General features: G+C 64.0%; 25 protein-coding genes. 12 read left to right on the forward strand and 13 right to left on the reverse strand.

What is annotated here, in order from left to right; genetic code table 11:
* Positions 1-99: 99 nt before the first annotated feature.
* A complete protein-coding gene (locus tag AC1DS6_RS24795) occupies positions 100-1,353 on the reverse strand; it encodes an Hsp70 family protein (RefSeq protein ID WP_441626560.1) in 1,254 nt (417 codons plus the stop codon).
* A gap of 119 nt (positions 1,354-1,472) precedes the next feature.
* On the reverse strand, positions 1,473-2,264 hold the full coding sequence (hisN, locus tag AC1DS6_RS24800; RefSeq protein ID WP_441626562.1) for a histidinol-phosphatase: 792 nt from the start codon (positions 2,262-2,264) through the stop codon (positions 1,473-1,475).
* A gap of 401 nt (positions 2,265-2,665) precedes the next feature.
* Here hisN and AC1DS6_RS24805 point away from each other — a divergent pair, with 401 nt between their 5' ends.
* The 4 genes from AC1DS6_RS24805 (at position 2,666) to AC1DS6_RS24820 (ending at position 6,352) form a co-directional block, all read left to right on the forward strand.
* Positions 2,666-3,304, forward strand: coding sequence for a cytochrome b/b6 domain-containing protein (locus AC1DS6_RS24805; RefSeq protein ID WP_477103360.1), 639 nt, complete (start codon positions 2,666-2,668; stop codon positions 3,302-3,304).
* A gap of 45 nt (positions 3,305-3,349) precedes the next feature.
* Positions 3,350-4,123 (forward strand): molybdopterin-dependent oxidoreductase, encoded by a 774-nt coding sequence (locus tag AC1DS6_RS24810; RefSeq protein WP_477103361.1) that lies wholly within the window; start codon positions 3,350-3,352, stop codon positions 4,121-4,123.
* 64 nt (positions 4,124-4,187) lie between these two features.
* Complete coding sequence (locus tag AC1DS6_RS24815; protein ID WP_441626568.1) at positions 4,188-4,454, forward strand: pentapeptide MXKDX repeat protein; 267 nt, start codon at positions 4,188-4,190, stop codon at positions 4,452-4,454.
* A 395-nt stretch (positions 4,455-4,849) separates the two neighbouring features.
* The gene (locus AC1DS6_RS24820; RefSeq protein WP_477103362.1) at positions 4,850-6,352 is read left to right on the forward strand and encodes a tripartite tricarboxylate transporter permease; all 1,503 of its coding nucleotides are present in this window, start codon (positions 4,850-4,852) and stop codon (positions 6,350-6,352) included.
* Between the two features lie 362 nt (positions 6,353-6,714).
* On the opposite strand, the gene AC1DS6_RS24825 is transcribed toward AC1DS6_RS24820, so the two are convergent.
* Positions 6,715-6,936: a hypothetical protein gene (locus AC1DS6_RS24825; RefSeq protein WP_035860877.1), complete on the reverse strand. Its 222-nt coding sequence runs from the start codon at positions 6,934-6,936 to the stop codon at positions 6,715-6,717.
* Between the two features lie 177 nt (positions 6,937-7,113).
* Complete coding sequence (locus AC1DS6_RS24830) at positions 7,114-7,305, reverse strand: hypothetical protein (protein ID WP_441635058.1); 192 nt, start codon at positions 7,303-7,305, stop codon at positions 7,114-7,116.
* Between the two features lie 177 nt (positions 7,306-7,482).
* Between AC1DS6_RS24830 and AC1DS6_RS24835 the strand changes: the two genes are divergently transcribed.
* Both AC1DS6_RS24835 and AC1DS6_RS24840 read left to right on the forward strand, forming a co-directional pair.
* Entirely contained in the window at positions 7,483-7,752 is a 270-nt protein-coding gene (locus AC1DS6_RS24835; protein WP_035860875.1) for a hypothetical protein, read from the forward strand.
* 207 nt (positions 7,753-7,959) lie between these two features.
* A complete protein-coding gene (locus tag AC1DS6_RS24840) occupies positions 7,960-8,202 on the forward strand; it encodes a hypothetical protein (protein ID WP_276288522.1) in 243 nt (80 codons plus the stop codon).
* Positions 8,203-8,260: 58 nt separating this feature from the next.
* Here AC1DS6_RS24840 and AC1DS6_RS24845 read toward each other — a convergent pair whose 3' ends face one another.
* The gene (locus AC1DS6_RS24845) at positions 8,261-8,461 is read right to left on the reverse strand and encodes a hypothetical protein (RefSeq protein ID WP_035860872.1); all 201 of its coding nucleotides are present in this window, start codon (positions 8,459-8,461) and stop codon (positions 8,261-8,263) included.
* A gap of 497 nt (positions 8,462-8,958) precedes the next feature.
* Here AC1DS6_RS24845 and AC1DS6_RS24850 point away from each other — a divergent pair, with 497 nt between their 5' ends.
* The 3 genes from AC1DS6_RS24850 (at position 8,959) to AC1DS6_RS24860 (ending at position 9,876) form a co-directional block, all read left to right on the forward strand.
* The gene (locus tag AC1DS6_RS24850; protein ID WP_441635061.1) at positions 8,959-9,246 is read left to right on the forward strand and encodes an isochorismatase; all 288 of its coding nucleotides are present in this window, start codon (positions 8,959-8,961) and stop codon (positions 9,244-9,246) included.
* A 73-nt stretch (positions 9,247-9,319) separates the two neighbouring features.
* The gene (gene infA / locus AC1DS6_RS24855) at positions 9,320-9,541 is read left to right on the forward strand and encodes a translation initiation factor IF-1 (RefSeq protein WP_006157957.1); all 222 of its coding nucleotides are present in this window, start codon (positions 9,320-9,322) and stop codon (positions 9,539-9,541) included.
* 80 nt (positions 9,542-9,621) lie between these two features.
* A complete protein-coding gene (locus AC1DS6_RS24860) occupies positions 9,622-9,876 on the forward strand; it encodes a hypothetical protein (RefSeq protein ID WP_035860870.1) in 255 nt (84 codons plus the stop codon).
* A gap of 63 nt (positions 9,877-9,939) precedes the next feature.
* Here AC1DS6_RS24860 and AC1DS6_RS24865 read toward each other — a convergent pair whose 3' ends face one another.
* The 6 genes from AC1DS6_RS24865 to AC1DS6_RS24890 form a co-directional block, all read right to left on the reverse strand.
* Positions 9,940-10,314: a hypothetical protein gene (locus tag AC1DS6_RS24865; RefSeq protein ID WP_441635063.1), complete on the reverse strand. Its 375-nt coding sequence runs from the start codon at positions 10,312-10,314 to the stop codon at positions 9,940-9,942.
* A 134-nt stretch (positions 10,315-10,448) separates the two neighbouring features.
* Positions 10,449-10,733 (reverse strand): hypothetical protein, encoded by a 285-nt coding sequence (locus tag AC1DS6_RS24870; RefSeq protein WP_035860866.1) that lies wholly within the window; start codon positions 10,731-10,733, stop codon positions 10,449-10,451.
* A gap of 99 nt (positions 10,734-10,832) precedes the next feature.
* Positions 10,833-11,174, reverse strand: a complete 342-nt coding sequence (locus AC1DS6_RS24875) for a hypothetical protein (protein ID WP_441635065.1) — start codon at positions 11,172-11,174, stop codon at positions 10,833-10,835.
* A 99-nt stretch (positions 11,175-11,273) separates the two neighbouring features.
* Positions 11,274-11,558: a hypothetical protein gene (locus AC1DS6_RS24880; RefSeq protein ID WP_035860860.1), complete on the reverse strand. Its 285-nt coding sequence runs from the start codon at positions 11,556-11,558 to the stop codon at positions 11,274-11,276.
* Between the two features lie 60 nt (positions 11,559-11,618).
* Positions 11,619-12,470, reverse strand: a complete 852-nt coding sequence (locus tag AC1DS6_RS24885) for a trypsin-like peptidase domain-containing protein (RefSeq protein ID WP_441635096.1) — start codon at positions 12,468-12,470, stop codon at positions 11,619-11,621.
* A gap of 99 nt (positions 12,471-12,569) precedes the next feature.
* Entirely contained in the window at positions 12,570-12,773 is a 204-nt protein-coding gene (locus tag AC1DS6_RS24890; protein WP_006157950.1) for a cold-shock protein, read from the reverse strand.
* Positions 12,774-13,082: 309 nt separating this feature from the next.
* Here AC1DS6_RS24890 and AC1DS6_RS24895 point away from each other — a divergent pair, with 309 nt between their 5' ends.
* Both AC1DS6_RS24895 and AC1DS6_RS24900 read left to right on the forward strand, forming a co-directional pair.
* Positions 13,083-13,322, forward strand: a complete 240-nt coding sequence (locus AC1DS6_RS24895; RefSeq protein WP_441635067.1) for a hypothetical protein — start codon at positions 13,083-13,085, stop codon at positions 13,320-13,322.
* A 158-nt stretch (positions 13,323-13,480) separates the two neighbouring features.
* Positions 13,481-14,359 carry a lipid A biosynthesis lauroyl acyltransferase gene (locus tag AC1DS6_RS24900; protein WP_441635069.1) on the forward strand — a complete coding sequence of 293 codons (879 nt, stop codon included), beginning with the start codon at positions 13,481-13,483 and terminating at the stop codon, positions 14,357-14,359.
* A gap of 35 nt (positions 14,360-14,394) precedes the next feature.
* Here AC1DS6_RS24900 and AC1DS6_RS24905 read toward each other — a convergent pair whose 3' ends face one another.
* Entirely contained in the window at positions 14,395-14,589 is a 195-nt protein-coding gene (locus AC1DS6_RS24905; RefSeq protein ID WP_477103363.1) for a hypothetical protein, read from the reverse strand.
* Between the two features lie 168 nt (positions 14,590-14,757).
* Positions 14,758-15,111, reverse strand: a complete 354-nt coding sequence (locus AC1DS6_RS24910) for a hypothetical protein (RefSeq protein ID WP_441635073.1) — start codon at positions 15,109-15,111, stop codon at positions 14,758-14,760.
* Positions 15,112-15,428: 317 nt separating this feature from the next.
* Here AC1DS6_RS24910 and ligD point away from each other — a divergent pair, with 317 nt between their 5' ends.
* Positions 15,429-18,029, forward strand: a complete 2,601-nt coding sequence (gene ligD, locus AC1DS6_RS24915) for a DNA ligase D (protein ID WP_477103364.1) — start codon at positions 15,429-15,431, stop codon at positions 18,027-18,029.
* Positions 18,030-18,044: the final 15 nt, after the last annotated feature.

An 18,044-nucleotide genomic window follows, 5' to 3' on the forward strand; every position in this document is an offset into this window, starting at 1 on the left:
GCGTATTCGCGAAGATGGGACATTAGCATGAGGGGATGAACGCATGAAGGCCGGCGCGCGGCGCCGGCCTTCATTGGGTCACTGCCGGACGCGAAGCGCTTAGCCGAACTTGCGGCGCGCATCCAGCGCGAGGCCGGAGCCAATGCCGCCGAACAAATCGCCCTCGATCCGCTGCGCCCCCGGGATCAGTTCGGACAGCCGCTCGCGCAGCAGGGGCACGCTGCTCGAGCCGCCGGTAAACAACACCGTGTCGATCGCGTCAGCCTGCACGCCCGCATCGCGCAGCATCGCTTGCACCGTTACCTCGGTCTTGCCGACCAGCTTGCCGATGGACTGGTCAAAGTCCACCCGGGTGATCGCCATGGTTTCTCCCGGCGCGATACGTCCCAGGTCGAGTTGCGTCTGCGCTTCGCCCGACAAGGCAATCTTGGCCGCTTCCACCTGGATCGCCAGCCAGTGGCCGGCGCGCTGCTTGATCAGGCTGATCAGGCGGTCGAGCTTTACCTTGTCGGCCGCATCGCGATAGTTGTCCATCACGTGCGACCACGCCTTGCGCGTGTACACCAGGTTGATGGTGTGCCAGCTGGCCAGGTCGAAATACTGCCCCGAAGGCATCGCCTTGCCGTTGCGCAGTTCGCTGCCCAGCCCCAGGAACGGCATCACGCTCGCCAGGCTGAGGCTCTTGTCGAAATCCGTGCCGCCGATGTGCACGCCGCCATTGGCCAGGATATCGCCACGGCGGTCGGTCTTGCCGGCGCGCTCTGGCGACAGGCGGACCAGCGAGAAGTCCGAGGTGCCGCCACCGATGTCGGCCACCAGCACCAGTTCCTCGCGGGAGATCGTGGCTTCGTAGTCGAAGGCCGCGGCAATCGGCTCGTACTGGAACTCGATGTCCTTGAAGCCGGCGTCCGCGGCAATCTCGCGCAGCGTCTGCTCGGCAAGCTGGTCGGCCTTCGGGTCTTCGTCGATGAAGAACACGGGGCGCCCCAGCACGACCTTGTCGAAACCCGCGCCGGCCGAGGTCTCCGCGCGCTGCTTGAGTTCGCCGATGAAATGCGACAGCAGTTTGCGGAAAGGCATGGCCTGGCCCATGACTTCGGTGCTGTCTTCCATCATCGAAGTGCCCAGCAGGCTCTTCAGCGAGCGCATCAGCCGGCCTTCATAGCCTGCCAGGTAGTCGCCGAGCGCGGCCCGGCCGTAGCTGACCAGCGGATCCTCCGAATGAAAAAAGATCACCGAAGGCAGCGTGAACCTGCCATCTTCCAGCGGCAACAGCGTGGGTTGTCCCGGCCGGCACCAGCCCACCGTGGAATTGGACGTGCCGAAATCGAGGCCGCAAGCGTTTGACATCATGTTTCTGGTTTCTTCCCTACTGCATAGTTAAGTCCGGGTCGGGATGGCTTTTCCCGCGCCGGATGTCGCGGCCAGCATGATAGCAAGCCCTGCATCCTCACACGCGGCCTTCGACGTGATCAGACAGGCGCATTCAGCAGCGCCAGTATCTGCTGGTGCAATTGCCGGTCGCCGCAGGCCACCACGGTGCCGCCCTGCTGTGCGTCGCCGCCGGTCCAGCTCGTCACGACGCCCCCGGCGCCTTCCACGATGGGAATCAGCGCCTGCACATCGTAGGCCTTCAGGCCGGCTTCCACCACCGCATCCACATGGCCCGCGGCGACCATGCAATAGGCGTAGCAATCACCGCCATAGCGCTGCATCCTGGCGGCATCGGCCACGCGGCGGAACGCGGCGAACTGCGCCGCATCGTCGAACATTTCCGGCGTGGTGCACATCACCTTGGCCTGCGACAGGTCGGCGCAAGGCCGCGTACGCAGAAGCTCGCCGTTAAGCCAGGCCTGCCGGCCGTCGCCGCTGAAGCGCTCGCGCGTGAACGGCTGGTCCATGATGCCGAGCACCGGACGCTGGCCATCGTTGAGCGCGATCAGCGTGCCCCACAGCGGCAGCCCGGTGATAAAGGCACGGGTGCCGTCAATGGGGTCGAGCACCCAGGTCAGTGGCGAGCTGCCGGCCACGCGGTCTTCTTCCTCGCCCAGGATGCCGTGCTCCGGATACCGTGCCCGGATCAGGTCGCGCATGGCGCGCTCGGCCGCCTTGTCGGCCTCGGTGACCGGATCGAAGCGGCGGCCGCCCTTGTCCTCCACCGCAGGCGCGCTACGGAAGTACGGCAGGCTGGCGTTTCCCGCCGCCTGCGCAAGGCCAGTGGCGAAGTCCATGTATTCGATAAGCTGCTCGGCGGTCAGAGGCATGCGGAGATCCTGGGTCCGTGGATGGTGGCTGGGAGACGGATGGCGCGGCGCGGCCGAAGCCAGCACGCGCAGCGTTGCGTTGGGCGCGCTGCCCGCCAGCATTGTAGCGGCACCCGCGGCCGGACTTCCCAGGCCGGAGCGGCCAGGCAGGGATTACCTTTGGTGTCCCGCCGGCACGGTGCTACTGTGAAGCGTGGGTAGCCGCCCATGCGTCGCCCGACAGTCCGTTCTTCCTTCTGCCGAGCCAGCCGAGTGACTTTTGGGATACCCATTGCCGACGCGCCCGCGTGCCAGAAAAATTTCCCGTTTCGCGTGTAAGTTCGTGCCGCCACCGTCGACAAAGGCACACAAACCGTTTGCATCAGCACGCGCTGCCGCCACGGGAACATTGGAGAACGACGGTGGATACTGCCTCCCAGCTATCGCGGCCCGCGCCCGGCCGCCACGGACATGCGTCCGCCCCCAGCCAGCCGGCATGGGTACGCCTGACCCACTGGCTCAACGCCATCGCCATCATCATCATGGTGATGAGCGGCTGGCGCATCTATAACGCATCGCCGCTGTTCGGCCTGCACTTCCCCAAGGGCATCACGCTCGGCGGATGGCTGGGCGGCGCGCTGCAATGGCACTTCGCGGCCATGTGGCTGCTGGTCGCCAACGGGTTGTTCTACCTGCTGATGAACGTCATTACCGGACGATTCCGCCGCCGCTTCCTGCCGCTGTCGGTGCGCGAGGCATTGCGCGATGTGGCCGCGGCGCTGCGTGGCAGGCTGGCGCACCCGGACCTGGCCCAATACAACGCGGCCCAGAAGGCCATGTATCTCGGCGTGGTGCTGGTCATCGTGCTGACGGTGCTGTCCGGCCTGGCGATCTGGAAATCGGTGCAATTCCCGCTGCTGCGCGAGCTGATGGGCGGCTACGACGCCGCGCGCTGGGTCCATTTCGTGTGCATGAGCGCCATTGTGCTGTTCACCGCCGTGCATGTGGCCATGGTTGCGCTGGTGCCGCGGACCTTGCTGATCATGCTGCGCGGCCACTGAACGCCATCCCGCCGAATCCAGAGAGCCGCCTCGCGGAGAATCACCATGAACAAACCCAAACCCATCGTCACGCTCGACCGGAACCTGATCCTGCACGATGCCGTGCGCGAACTCGATATGCCCTCGCGCCGCCTGTTCGCCAAGCGCGCCGTCACGCTGGGCGGCCTGTCGATGCTGACCGGCTGCAGCCTGACCGACGATGCCTCGGTGGAACGCTTCCTTACCGCGGTATCGCGCTTCAACGATCGCGTGCAAGGCTGGCTGTTCGATCCCGGCCGGCTCGCGCCTACCTACGACGAATCCCGCATCACGCGGCCCTTCCCGTTCAATGCTTTCTACGGCGAAGACGAAGTGCCCGAGGTCGACGCCGGCGACTTCCGCCTGGAAGTGGGTGGCCTGGTGGCACGCAAGGCGTCCTGGACGCTCGAGCAGCTCTACGCGCTGCCGCAAACCTCGCAGGTCACCCGGCATATCTGCGTGGAAGGCTGGAGCGCCATCGGCAAGTGGGGCGGCACGCCCTTCTCCGAGTTCCTGCATCGCGTGGGCGCCGACACCAGCGCGAAGTATGTGGGCTTTCGCTGCGCCGACGATTACTTCACCAGCATCGACATGCCCACCGCGCTGCACCCGCAGACGCTGCTGACCTTTACCTACGACGGGCAGACACTGCCGCCCAAGTACGGCTTTCCGATGAAGCTGCGCATGCCGACCAAGCTTGGCTACAAGAACCCCAAGCACATCATGGCGCTGTACGTCACCAACACGTATCCCGGCGGTTACTGGGAAGACCAGGGATACAACTGGTTCGGCGGATCCTGATCCGCTTGAAATTGGCCGGCATGGTGCCGGCTTGCACACCGGCTATCAGCCCAAGGAGAACACCATGAACAAACTGTTCGCAACCGCCCTGCTCTCAACCACCATGCTGTTTGCGGGCCACGCCTTCGCCCAGGACGCCATGAAGAAGGATGCCGCTCCCATGGCCAACGACAGCAGCATGGCAAAGGACACCATGAACAAGGACGCGATGAGCAAGGACAAGACGAAGAAGAGCAGCGACAAGATGAGCAAGGACAAGGCGGGCAAGGACAGCATGAGTAAGGACAGCATGAGCAAGGACGCCATGGGCAAGGATGCAATGAAGCAGTAAGCGGAAGGGCAGCCCGCCTGCCGGGCTGGCTGGCCGGCGGCAATGTGACGACGCCCCGTCTTTTGCGCGGGGCGTCGGTGTTTCGGTCATGCGGGAACCGCAAGCGCCACTCGCGGCGCATCGGAATGCATCGGGACATACCCGCAGCGGCGTCCGCTGAAAGCCGGATGAAAGCACGCAAGCCTACCGTGCTTGGTAAGCCATTGAGGCGCGCCCGACGTGCGCGCACCTGCTGTCGATGACGATCTGCGGGGGAAACCTGCACAGCGACCCGCTGCGCCGGCGTCCTCCGATTCGCGCGCCAATTCAAAACACAGCGCGCGGCCTGGCATGCGGACTCCGCCTTACGGCGGATGCTCCGCCCGGGTTTCACTGCAGGCGAGGGAGACAGCCTCATGGAACTATTCGAACACCTGGCCCTTGGGTTCTCCACGGCGCTGACACTGCAAAATCTTGGCTACTGCTTCCTCGGCTGCCTGCTGGGAACGCTGATCGGCGTGCTGCCCGGCATCGGGCCGCTGGCCACCATCGCCATGCTGCTGCCGGTGACCTACACACTACCGCCGGTGGCCGCGCTCATCATGCTGGCCGGTATTTATTACGGCGCGCAGTACGGCGGCTCCACCACCGCCATCCTGGTCAACCTGCCGGGCGAATCGTCGTCCGTGGTGACCACCATCGACGGCTACCAGATGGCACGGCGAGGGCGAGCGGGCGTGGCGCTGGCCACCGCCGGCCTGGGCTCGTTCTTTGCCGGCTGCGTGGCTACCCTGATCCTTGCCGCATTTGCTACGCCGCTGTCGGAACTGGCGTTCAAGTTCGGGCCCGCGGAGTACTTCTCGCTGATGGTGCTGGGCCTGATCGGTGCCGTGGTGCTGGCCTCGGGCTCGCTGCCCAAGGCGGTAGCCATGATCGTGCTGGGGCTGCTGATGGGCCTGGTCGGAACCGACGTGAATTCGGGCGCGGCGCGCTTCTCCTTCGACATTCCGGAACTGACCGATGGCGTCGACTTCGTCGCGCTGGCCATGGGCATGTTTGGCTTCGCGGAGATCATCGCCAACCTGGAACAGAAGGAGCACCGCGAGACCTTCACCGATCACGTCACCAACCTGTGGCCGACCAAGGCCGACTTCAGGCGCATGGCGCCTGCCGTGTTGCGCGGCACGTTCCTTGGCTCCGCGCTGGGCATCCTGCCGGGCGGTGGTGCTGCGCTGGCTTCGTTCGCGGCCTACTCGCTGGAAAAGAAAACCTCGAAGTACTCGCATGAGTTCGGCAAGGGCGCCATCGAGGGCGTGGCAGGTCCGGAATCGGCCAATAACGCCGCAGCCCAGACCTCCTTCATCCCGCTGCTGACGCTGGGCATTCCGCCCAACGCGGTGATGGCGCTGATGGTGGGTGCGATGACCATCCACAACATCCAGCCGGGCCCGCAGGTCATGACCAGCAACCCCGCGCTGTTCTGGGGCCTGATCGCCTCTATGTGGATCGGAAACTTCATGCTGATCATCCTGAACCTGCCGCTGATCGGGATCTGGGTCAAGCTGTTGCAGGTGCCCTACCGCTTCCTGTACCCGGCCATCCTGACCTTCTGCTGCATCGGCGTGTACTCGGTCAACAACCAGACCTTCGACGTATTCACGGCGGCTGGCTTCGGTGTGATCGGCTACCTGTTCATCAAGCTCAAGTGCGAGCCCGCGCCGCTGCTGCTGGGGTTCGTGCTGGGGCCGATGATGGAGGAGAATTTCCGCAGGGCGCTATTGCTTTCACGTGGCGAATTCACGGTGTTCGTGACCCGTCCGCTGTCGCTGGGATTGCTGATTGCCGCGGCGCTGCTGGTCTGCATTGTGGCGCTGCCGTCGATCAAGGCCAAGCGCGAGGAAGCATTCCAGGAGGAATGACACGGGCCGGCGGGTGCCTGACTGGTAACAGCGCTAGGGAAAGCACAGGCACGCGCCTACACTGAGGAGGTGCCGGTCCGGCACTGTCGGTCACCGAGGGGGTACTTCATGAATTATTGTCCCAGGCCGCCTGGTCAGCGGAAAACGCCGGCCACGCCCTGGAAGACGCACTTCCAGCAACCCGGCGAGAAAGGCCGGACCTCCCAGCCCGGCCAGTTCGATCCGCGAACCGAGCAACCCGCCGACAAGAAATAGCATCAGCGATGCGATAGCGTTTTCAGGCCCGTGCCGCCATGGCTGCGGGCCTTGTCGTTTTATCGCGCGCAATATGCTCTCCGGCGGCACGGCCGGTCATGTTCCCGCTACGACGCACTGTGCGCTTCCGCGCGGTCATGTCCCGCCCAGGTCAGGCGCCATCCGGAGGTGGCCGTCTTGGCCACCAGGCCCGAATCCTGAAGCAGCAGCAAATGGTGACTTAGCTTGGATGCCTCGGCATTGCCCAGCGCCTTGGCGAGTTGAAGATCCGTCATCATCGCCTGGCTGTCGGACCGCAGTGCTGACAGCACCCGGTCCGCGAAGGACATGTCACGCCTCATCTTGCACTCCCGCTATTTTTGAACGCCCTGACAGCTGACTAGCGAACGTCGCTTCATCAAGCAATGCCAGGCGCTGGGCGCGCGCATAGCGGCAGCACCCGGGCCTCCCGCCAAGGGGCAGGAATGGCAAGGTCCGGCCGACGCACCGCTTCAGTCCCGTCCAGATTACTTCTTCTTGCCCGTTGCGCCATCATTGCCGACGCGCGACTGGACTGCACCGAACGGGGCGGCAGGGGCGACCGGCTTCTTGGGTTGCTTGGGCTTCTTGGTTTCGCGATTGCCGCGTAATTGACCTTTGGCCATGGTGATGCTCCACGAGTGGTTACTGCATTGCTTGCCAGGCGGCAGATCCAGCATACCCGCTTACTCCCGCATTCAGGGAATTATCACGCGCACCGGGAAGCGTTTCGCACCATGAAAATCGCCATTCGTTATCGCTATCGCGCGATAACAGCATCGCCTTCCATTATGCGGAAAAGTAAATCGGACACCACCGGGCAAACAGCGTATGCTCGTTGAAGAAAGGAGATCAACATGTCTCAAAATCATGCGATCTACAAGGGGTTCAAGGTTTCGGCCAATGTGCGTCGCTCGTTCGACGACAGTCCCGATGCCGAACTCGCGCGGGCGAAATTTCTCGCGACAGTGACCATCACCCAGGTCAGCGGCGACAGCGGTTCGCTCAGGCTGGTGCCCCCGCTGCTCCAGCATATCGCGCAGACGCCGCACGATGCCATCGACCTGGCCGTGTCTTATGCCAGGACCGTCATCGACGATATGTCCACCTTCGTCAAACGAAAGTAATCCCGCCCCGCGCTTGTTTCTCCCGTCCGATGCCCGCGCGCTCCAGCGATGCCCCACCGGCGTCTTTCCACGACGCGGCATCCACGCACGGACTTCGCCCCGGCCCCTCGATTCGCCCGGAATTGCAGTCCATCGCGCGGCCGCCCTGACCGGCACAGCCGCAGCCACGCCCGGCAACACTTCCCCACGAAAACACAGGAGACGACCATGGAAAGACAAATCAAGAACAAGGCGGAGTTGCGCGCGATGATCCGCGCAGAGCAGCAAAAATGGACGGAGTGCAACGGTGCCTGCTTTGGCGACGTATGCTGGCAGGCGCCGGATGCAGGCGGATGCAACTGGGACCTCTCGACCATGGAAGGCGGCGACAGCGCCGCCTGCCTGGAGAAGATCCGGCCTTTCACGACCGCGCTGCGCGAGCAGTACAACATTCCCAACGAAGGGAAATAAGGCGGGCGAGCGCCTGGCGTGCTGAATCCGGAATGCGTTGCAGACGGGATTCAGGACTTTATTCGACCAGGCGCTCGATCCGTGCCTTGGCGTTTTCCAGCGCGTCGGCCTTGGCCAGTTCGCGGGTGCCGAATGCGCTGCCCTGGTTTTCGAAGCGGCCGTGCGTGTCCAGGGTGTAGATCCAGTGCCATTGACCGAAGGTGCGCTGCGTCAGCTCGAAGTTGACGTAGTGCCCCTTATAGAAAAAACTCTCCGGCATCGTCCACCTCGCGCTGTTGCGGCCTGCCCGGCGCCCGGCCCCGGCATCCCTGGGATACGATTGGCGGCGCTTCGCCACGAAAGTGCCGCAAGCGGCGCCACGCGCAACGCCTTGCCTATCGTACGCCCAAATCCGGACGCAAGCGCCGATAGACGGAAAATGGTATCATTGCCAGTCTTGGCCGTTTGCCGACCGCATCTAGTCATCGGCGCCAACGTGCCGGTCGCCGTACATCATCAGAACATTAACGGCGGCCTGTCGGGCGTACACCCGATTCGTTCAGGGCGGCAACCGCCCATCACCCTTCCGACCCGGCGGCATGTCCGCTCCGCAACCTGTGCGCATGTACCTGGCGCATCAGCCTGCGCAAGCACGGTCCACTCATCACCAGCCACCTTCCTAGCGCAACAGCGCCGGGCCTGACGCGGCTGGCAACTCAATCACGGCGACCGATCGCCCCAAGAGAGCACGCGGCGCATCATGAGATGCGCTCAACGTTGCCTCAGATCGTCCGCCCGCACAAGGGCAGCACTTTGAATCAAAGCTTCAATCAAGGCATCAACCGCAGCAACAGCGGCAATCCGTACACCGTATCGGTGTACCCAATCCAACAAGAGCCAGGCGTGTGGTTTGCGACCTACCTGATCGCCGAATACAAGAACGGCTCCGAATGCATCGTTGCCAACGTTTCGATGCGCCATGCCACGCATGGCACCGAAGCCCAGGCAAAACAGGCCGCCCGACGCGCGGCCGAGAGCGTCGCTGCCGGCATGCGCCTGCAATAAGCCGGCCACATAAAAGCAACCCGCATGCGTCTAAACCTAATGTGCAGCAGCACTTGCTGCAAAAGGATCATCCTTGGCTAAAGAAGAACTGGTGGAATTTGGTGGACAAGTATCGGAAGTATTGCCGGACAACCGCTTCCGCGTCATTCTGGAAAATGGTTTCCAGGTGTGGGCATATTCGTCCGGCCGCCTGAAGAAGAATCGCATTCGTATCCTGGCCGGCGATCGCGTGACGCTGGAAATGTCGCCCTACGACCTGACCAAGGGCCGCATCAATTACCGTCACAAGTATTGAGACCAAGGCCAGACACGCTGCCGCGCCGTCAGGCTGTAGACCCGCGGCCCCCTCCCAACTCTCTTATGAAAGGAAGAAACATGTCGATCAGCGAAGAATGGGAAGAGATGCACCTGACGCCGGGCGGCTGGGTAGGCGGAAGCTACCGCCACGTGCCTGGGCCCGAGGTCACGGTGGAACGCCCGGCCGATGAAGTGCTTACCGTACGCAGGCATGTCGCCGCCACCTACTGCGGCCCGTCGCGCGCAACCGAAGACAGGACGCCGCGCACGGAAGACATGGCACTGATCGAAACGCTGCTGGCACGCTTCGGCAGCCCGGCGTTCGGGGTCTAAGCTCCGATTACGCCTGGCCACGGCGCGCAACGCGCCCGTGCCTTCGCCGTGAGCGGCGGAAGCTCAGCCGGGAAAACGCATGCGTGGGACGCTGGCACCAACGCGAGAGCCGACCGGGCGCAATTCGCCCTCCCAGGGTTCCGCGTCCAGGTCCAGCACGAAGTCTCCCTCGCCGGCCTTGTCATACAAATTGTCACGAATCGCCTGCCCGATCGCCAGCCGGCACAACGCCTCGAAGCTGTCGACGGCCGTGCCGGCCAGGGCTGCCTCCCTGGCCTGAACCCCGAACGAGCGCCTGCCGTCGCCGACGAAGCTGGTGAAACGCACGCCTGTCGGATGGCTGGAGTCCAGAAAGCTGACAGCCACGTGGTAGGCGATGCCTTTGCCTTGCCCCGGTAGCGTGCAGAGGAAATTGGATGGTGTGGCAACCTTGTTCATGACGTATGCGCCCTCGGGCCGGCGCGATGCGCACGGCAATATTTGACAGGTAGACCCGACGCCACGGGCATCGCACCGGACGTCGCACTGGGCAACGCCGCGCCGCTGCGCCGGAATCATCTCCGGCACAACCCTTACAGCGTGGTCACCGACTCACCGGGTATCAGCCCGTTGATAATATCTTCGCCGAACTTCACGGCCCCCCTGCGCGCCGTACCGATATTCTCCCACGGCGTGCTTTCCAGGCGAAACACGCGAGTGCGTTCGCTGCCGGGCCGATGACCCTCGATGCAAATGACCACCGACGCAGTAAAGCTGCGGTCAGGCTTGGTCCGGGGCCACGATTGCGCGGGTTGAATCTTGTACACCAGGGGATAGAGGTCGAATCCCTTGTAGCTGGCGGAAGGCGTATTGTTCATGTAGTGCTCCAGGCGGCTGGATGCCGCCGATGCGGGCCTCGTAAAAATTCGCACACACTGGACAATGCCGGGACCCATTGCGCGGCCACGCGGGGCAAGCTAGGGAGCCATCAGGCGATCGACGACAATCGCGATCGCTTTCCCTGGCCTGTCCTGCTTGCAATGGACACCAAGGCGTGCGCGCAAAAACCGGTCAAGGCTGCGTTGCAGTTGATATAAGGCGCGCTGGTCGGCACTGCTCAGCTGTTCCGCGACTTCCTGCGCCATCTCGATTTCAAGCGTCCTGGCGGACCAGGCAAGGCTTCCGGCATCAGGGATCTGCCAGTTCGCGGTGACTACGCGCTGTCCTGTCATCCAGGTCCTGACATCTTGCCCGGTGATCTCATCAAGCACGGGCTTCACGAAGGCAACGAGATCTATCATGGCACCGGCCAGGCGCATAAGCGGCCCGTCGCCTGGCCGATGGGCGATACAGCCGCGGCGGGCGAACCCGCTCCACCCTCGCACCACAGCGGACCCTGCCGCATATCGCGACAGGCGTCAGAGCGATACGACGGATTGCCCGGGGATCGCGCCGTTGATGATGTCCTCGGCGTATCGGACGACACCACGGCGCGCGGCACCGATATTGTCCCAAGGCACTGTATCCAGGCGGAAAGTACGGGCTTTCTCGCCCTCGGGTTCACCACCTTCCCGGCAGATCACAACGGCGGCATCGAAGGTCCTGTCGGGCCTGCGCTCCGGCCACGTGCGCACCACCGCATGCTTGAATACGAGGGGGTACAAATCGAACCCTTTGTAGCTGGCAATCGGATTGGCGTCCATGATGCGCTCCGCAGTTACATTGATCCCCACTCTACTCCTATAGGCGCAGCATCATCACCTTTATTTTGGCGGCTCTGGAGATATGGAAGGCGCCGGGGAAGGCGACCCGGCGGACGGCGTGGCTGGCGTGGCGGCAACAGGTGCGGCCGCGCCCGGAGCCGTCCTTGCTGGCGCCGCCTTCGCCGGCTCGGTCAGGGTCAGCAGCATGTCCGCATACCAGGCCGAATTCAGTCCGAGCACCTCGTCCTCCGCCAGGTCGCGCGAACCCACGTCGAAGCGGGCAGAGTGAATACCCAGCAGCATCCACGGCAGGTCCAGTTTCTCGCCCCGGCCATCGCGCATGCGCGAGACCACCAGCGCACCGCTCGTGCCGCGATGGGTCCTTGCATCCGTGAGGAAAAAACCCTGGCCCTGGAAACGCAATCCGTAAGCGGATGCGACCACCGCCTGGCGCGCCACCGGCAGATGATGAAGCGCATCATGAAAACCCAGCGGGAATCCCACGATCAACAGCGAATCGCCCACCTCGACGTGGTCCGACGGCCGCGCCAGGTGCTCCGGCGTGAAAGCCCTGTAGACAAGCTTCGGCGGCAGCGCCTTGCGCTCCAGCTCCACCACCCCGACGTCGACCGGACCGCCGCCATCCTCGCCTTCCCGCCAGACCGCAAGGCCATCGCGGTACAGCGGAATCGAAAAGCCGATCGAGTCGGCCATGTTCTCCGGCTGGCTATGCAGTTCGATCTCGATGCGGTCGGGGTGATGTTTGCTCGGCTCGTCGAGCAGCACATGGCGGCTGGTCACCACGAAGAGCCGCCCGTCGCGCTCGAAAAAAAAGCCACTCGCATTGGTGAGCGGTTGCTGGCCGTCGAAAGACGAGACCCGGACGGCGGCAAGAAGGATGGATTCGACCACAGGCATGATGATTTGGCGCAGGCGCCTCGCTGATTCCCGGTCGGTAAAAAAAAAGCCCCGCTAGGCGGGGCTTTTTCTAGGCGATTCGATTCGGCTCGATCAGATCGGCTCGATCTTGGTCGCTGCGGGGCCCTTTTGGCCAACGCCTGCGACGTAACGCACCTTCTGGCCTTCTTGCAGCGACTTGAAACCGCCGCCTTGAATTTCCGAGAAATGCGCGAACAGGTCGTTGCCGCCTGCGTCAGGGGTGATGAAGCCGAAGCCCTTGGAGTCGTTGAACCACTTGACGGTACCGGTTTCCATGCTGGATATCCTTTAAACCTTAAAAGTTCTGGATGAGCCTGTTGCTCACCAGGCATGACGATCAAGGAAGGAACATGGAGCAAACGAACCGCCGCTTGGAGGGACGATCCATAACATCTGAGTAACCGCTTGAAAGATCCTGCATCAACAACAATACAGGCATGGAAGGGGCATGTCAACGTGCCCGCAAAGAAAGTGCGCCAAGGATGGCGGGTGGGCCCGATTTAGCGTCCGGGCACCCCTCGCCCGCGACGGTTTGTGGCCACATGAACGTGCTACAGTCACCCACCTACCGCTGCCGGATTCCGCATGTCGCCTTGCCCAGCCTGCCTCGCCATCGAAGCCAACCGCGGTGGTTCGCCGGGGCATGCCATGCTCAGGATCACCGACACGCAGCGCATCAAGGTGCCACGCCGCCCCGCGAGCACTATCAGCACTTTCGTGTGCCAGGCTTGCGCCACCAGCTGGATCTACCGCGACGAAAAGAACGTCGATACGCAGGGCTGGCAACTTGCCCTGCAACAAACGCTGGCTCAGGACCTGCGGTGACATAGGCCGGCAGGGCCATTTCCCATCGTCGTCGGCACGCTGCTCCCGCTGGCCCTCACCACTCACTGCCGCGATCTCACTGAGACCGTGCCGCACGCCCGCGCAAACCGCGCTGCGGCGGCGCGAAGCACGCGGCGCGGTAATCTTTCAGGACCTGGATGATCCAGCGCATCGGACTCTTTTTCACCATCAGCCTGCTGCGTTTGCTCGCCGCACTACCCTACAGCGTGTGCGCACGTATCGGCATGGGCCTTGGCGCCCTGCTCTATCGCATTCCGAGCCGGCGCCGCAGCGTCGTGCAGACCAACCTGCGGCTGTGCTTTCCGGATGCTAGCGAGTCGCACCGGCATGCTTTGGGCGAGGCACATTTCAGCCATGTGATTCGGAGCTACCTGGAACGCGGCGTGCAATGGTATGGCGACGCCGGCAGGCTGAACGACCTCGTCGAACTGGACTCCGCCATCGAACTCGGCAATGCCGACGCCGGCCCGACCATTTTCCTGGGGTTCCATTTCGTGGCGATCGAGGCCGGCTGCATGTTCTATTCGACCAGGCACCCGGTGGCCTCGCTCTACTCCAAGATGTCCAACCCCTTGCTGGAACAGTTGGCTAGGCAGCAGCGCGGCAGGTTCGGCACCGAGATGATCCCGCGCAACGGCAGCGTGCGGCAGGCACTGCGGGCGCTTAAATCCGGCACGCCGCTGATGCTCGCCGCGGACATGGACTTTGGCTTGCGCGACTCGGTATTCGTGCCGTTCTTCAACGTCCAGGCCTGCACGCTTACCTCGGTATCCCGCCTCGCCGCGCTTAGCGGTGCGCGTGTCATACCGTTCACAACCTCGGTCCTGCCCGGCTACCGCGGCTACAAGCTGAAGATATTCGATGCGATGGCGGGCTATCCCTCGGGCGACGAGAAGGCCGACGCGCTGCGCATGAACGCATTCCTGGAAACCCAGGTGCGCGCCATGCCGGAGCAATACTACTGGGTGCACCGCCGCTTCAAGCACCGCCCGGATGGCGAGGCGCCCGTCTATTGAGACGGCACCGCTCCACCCGTGCGAGCAGCCGCCGTTTAGTCCTGGTGGCCGTCCACGCTCACGCGATAGAGCGTGGCGCCCACCTTTTCCAGCAGCGCCCGCGCCGCGTCGGAAAACGCCTCGCTGGCTAGCAGCGCTGCCAGCCCCGCCACGGCGTCGTCCACCGATAGCTCGACCGTCTCGTCATTGGCAATGCGTTCGAAGGTGCTGATCACTACTGTCGGATCCATCCAGATTCCCCTGCAAAGGTCGAAGTCCGCCGCCTGGGCATGATGCCCACGCTGGCAAGCAGCGCGAATGGTAGCACCGCCACGCCCTCTGCCGGCATCTGGCTAGCCGCCATGGCAATGCGGCACCGCCCGGGCCGCAGCGCGACAGCTTGTCGTGGACAGGATTTGTCAGTGCCTTGCGGGCAACGCGCGCAGCCGGCGATTCACCTCGAGCAATGTCTCGCAATCGTCGCTGCCGGCGGCAGTGCGCTGCTGGATATACGTCGTGATGGCAAGCAGGGGACGCTTGCGCTCGCTGCACGACGAAGCGCCGGAACGGGCACAAGACACCGCCACCTCCCTATCCAGGCTATCCCGCACGATCGCGATCAGATCCCCGCACTGCGCCGCCTCCACGGAAGACGCCGGCTCGGCCACCTCGGCGCAGGCGACGCCTGCCCGCAGGCCGAGTGCGACGGCGGCAATGCCGAGCGCCACCTGCCATGCCTGGCGGGCCGATGGCTTCCTGGCTATCGTGGACATTATCAAAGCGGCGGCAGCGTGGCATATATTGCAAACCGTGGCCCGCGGGGGTTGTAGAAAATACAAACTGGGGGATCCTTGTCCGGTAAGTGCCTGCCCGCGGCCTGGCAGGCGGGGCCGCTCGCGCGCCTTGGGCGCGGCACAAGCGTAAGTGCCCCGTCTCCATGCAGGATTCATTCCCTTGGCTAACATCTTCAGATGTGCCGGGCACGATTGCTGCGTCGCATTGCGCACAACCCTGGCGGCCGGGCTGATTCCCCCGCTCCCCCGGCCGCCTTGCGCGGACTATCGCTGACCTGCCTTCCAAGGTGTACGAGATGCCAGGACCATTGGAAAAATACCGCCAGAAACGCAACTTCAGCGTCACCAGCGAGCCCAGGGGGACAAAGGTCAAGCCTGCCGCCAGGCTGTCCTTCGTTGTGCAAAAACACGCGGCCCGGCGCCTGCACTACGATTTTCGCCTGGAACTCGACGGTACGCTGAAAAGCTGGGCGGTGCCCAGGGGGCCAAGCCTGGACCCCGCCGACAAGCGCATGGCTGTGCAGGTCGAGGACCATCCACTCGACTACGGCTCCTTCGAGGGCGTGATTCCTGCGGGGCAATACGGCGCGGGTAAGGTCATCGTGTGGGATCGCGGCACCTGGGTGCCCACCGGCGACCCGCATGCGGGATACCGCGAAGGCAAGCTGAAGTTCTCCCTGCATGGAGAAAAACTGCACGGGCACTGGACGCTGGTACGCATGGACGCAAGGCGCGACCAGGATGCGGACAAGCCCGCCTGGCTGCTGATCAAGGAGCGCGACGAAGAAGCGCGCGCGGCGGCTTCATTCGACATCGTGCAAGCACTGCCCGACAGCGTGCTGCCCGGCAAGCGCAAAGCCAGCGCGAAGCCAGCGGGCAGATTGGCGCAAAACGCGGAACGCAAGTCCGCGCGTGCCGTCAGCCAGGCCACGGCCTCCCTGGGTCCCGACGATATGCCGTCCGCCGCCAGGTCGGCCGCCCTGCCTCTCATGCTGGCACCGCAACTGGCGACCCTGGTCGACAAACCACCGGCGGCCGATGACGAATGGCTATACGAGATCAAGTTCGACGGCTACCGCCTGCTCGCCCGCGTCGAAGGCAAGAAGGTGCGCCTGTTCACGCGCAACGGCAACGACTGGACCAGCAAGCTGCGCGGACTGGCGCAGGCTGTCGCAGGCCTTGGCCTGCAGTCCGGCTGGCTCGACGGCGAGATCGTGATCGCCGACAAGCACGGCAGGACCGATTTCCAGGCCCTGCAGAATGCATTTGAAAACGCGCAACTCGACGAAATCCGGTACTTCCTGTTCGACCTGCCGTATTGCAACGGCTTCGACCTGCGCAAGGTGCCGCTATCCGTGCGCAGGGACATGTTGCGCCGCGCGCTGACAGCCAGGCCTTGCGATCACCTGCGCTTTAGCGAGAGCTTCGAGGCCAGCGCCGCCGAGTTGCTGCCGGTTGCCTGCAAACTCCGGCTCGAAGGCGTGATCGGCAAGCGTGCCGATGCGCCCTACGTGTCGACACGCTCACGCGCCTGGATCAAACTGAAGTGCACGCAGCGCCAGGAGTTCGTGGTGGTCGGCTATACCGATCCCGCCGGCTCCCGCCAGGGGATCGGCGCGCTGCTGCTCGGCGTGCATGACGAGCGCGGGCGGCTGCGCTATGCCGGCAAGGTCGGGACTGGCTTCGATGCGGATACGTTGTCCAGCCTTTCGCGCAGGCTCGTTGCCCTGCGGCAGGATGCCTCGCCGCTGGATTCCGCTTACGCGGGCCAGCCGGCAGGCAGGATGCCATCGCACTGGGTGAAACCAAAGCTCGTGGCCGAGATTTCCTTCGGCAGCTGGACGCAGGAAGGCCGTGTGCGCCATGCCGTATTCCACGGCCTGCGCACCGACAAGCCGGCCACCGCGGTCGCGGTGGAACGCGCTGCGCAGATCGGGCCGGATGGCAAGCGGAAGCACAAGAACAAGCCTGCGACACGCTCCACCGGGACAGCCAAGGCAACGCCCGAAGCATCTGCCGCACCGCGCGCGCGCATCAGCCATGCCGGGCGCGTCATCGATGCTTCGACCGGACTGACCAAAGGCGACCTCGTGGGGTACTACGAGGCCATCGCCCCGCTGCTGCTGCCGCATCTGCGCGGACGGCCCGTGGCGCTGGTGCGCGGCCCCAGCGGCATCGACGGCGAGCTGTTCTTCCAGAAGCATGGGGATGCATTGCGCATGCCCGGCATCAACACACTCGATCCCGCGCTATGGCCGGACCATCCGCCGTTGCTTGAAATTGCCACGGAAGCGGGCATCGTCGCGGCAGCCCGGTTCAACGTGATCGAGTTCCATACATGGAATGCCAACAAGCGCGCGCTTGGCAGGCCGGACCGGGTGGTCTTCGACCTGGATCCCGGCGAAGGGGTGCCGTGGAACCACGTACGCGAAGGCGCCGCGATGATGAAAACCGTGCTGGATGAGCTGGGCCTGCGCAGCTTCCTGAAGACCAGCGGTGGCAAGGGCCTCCACGTAGTAGTACCGATCTCCGCGCGCCACGACTGGGAGACCGTCAAGGAATTCGCCAGGCAAGTCGTGTTGCACATGACCAGCATCGTGCCGGAACGCTTCGTAGCCAGGAGCGGGCCCCGCAACCGCGTCGGCAAGACCTTTATCGACTACCTGCGCAACGGTTTCGGCGCCACCACGGCGGCCGCCTTTTCCGCGCGGGCGCGTCCCGGGCTTGGCGTTTCCGTGCCACTTGACTGGGACGAGCTGGACAGCATCGAATCCAGCGCGCGGTGGACCGTCACCAATCTGCACGAACGCCTCCGCGCGCGGCAGGAGGATCCCTGGGCCGGCTATGCCACCACCAGGCAGACACTGACCAAGCCGATCAAGCTGATGATGCTCTGAGCGGCCCTGCCGGTC

Source organism: Cupriavidus sp. 05L310 (assembly GCF_056398185.1).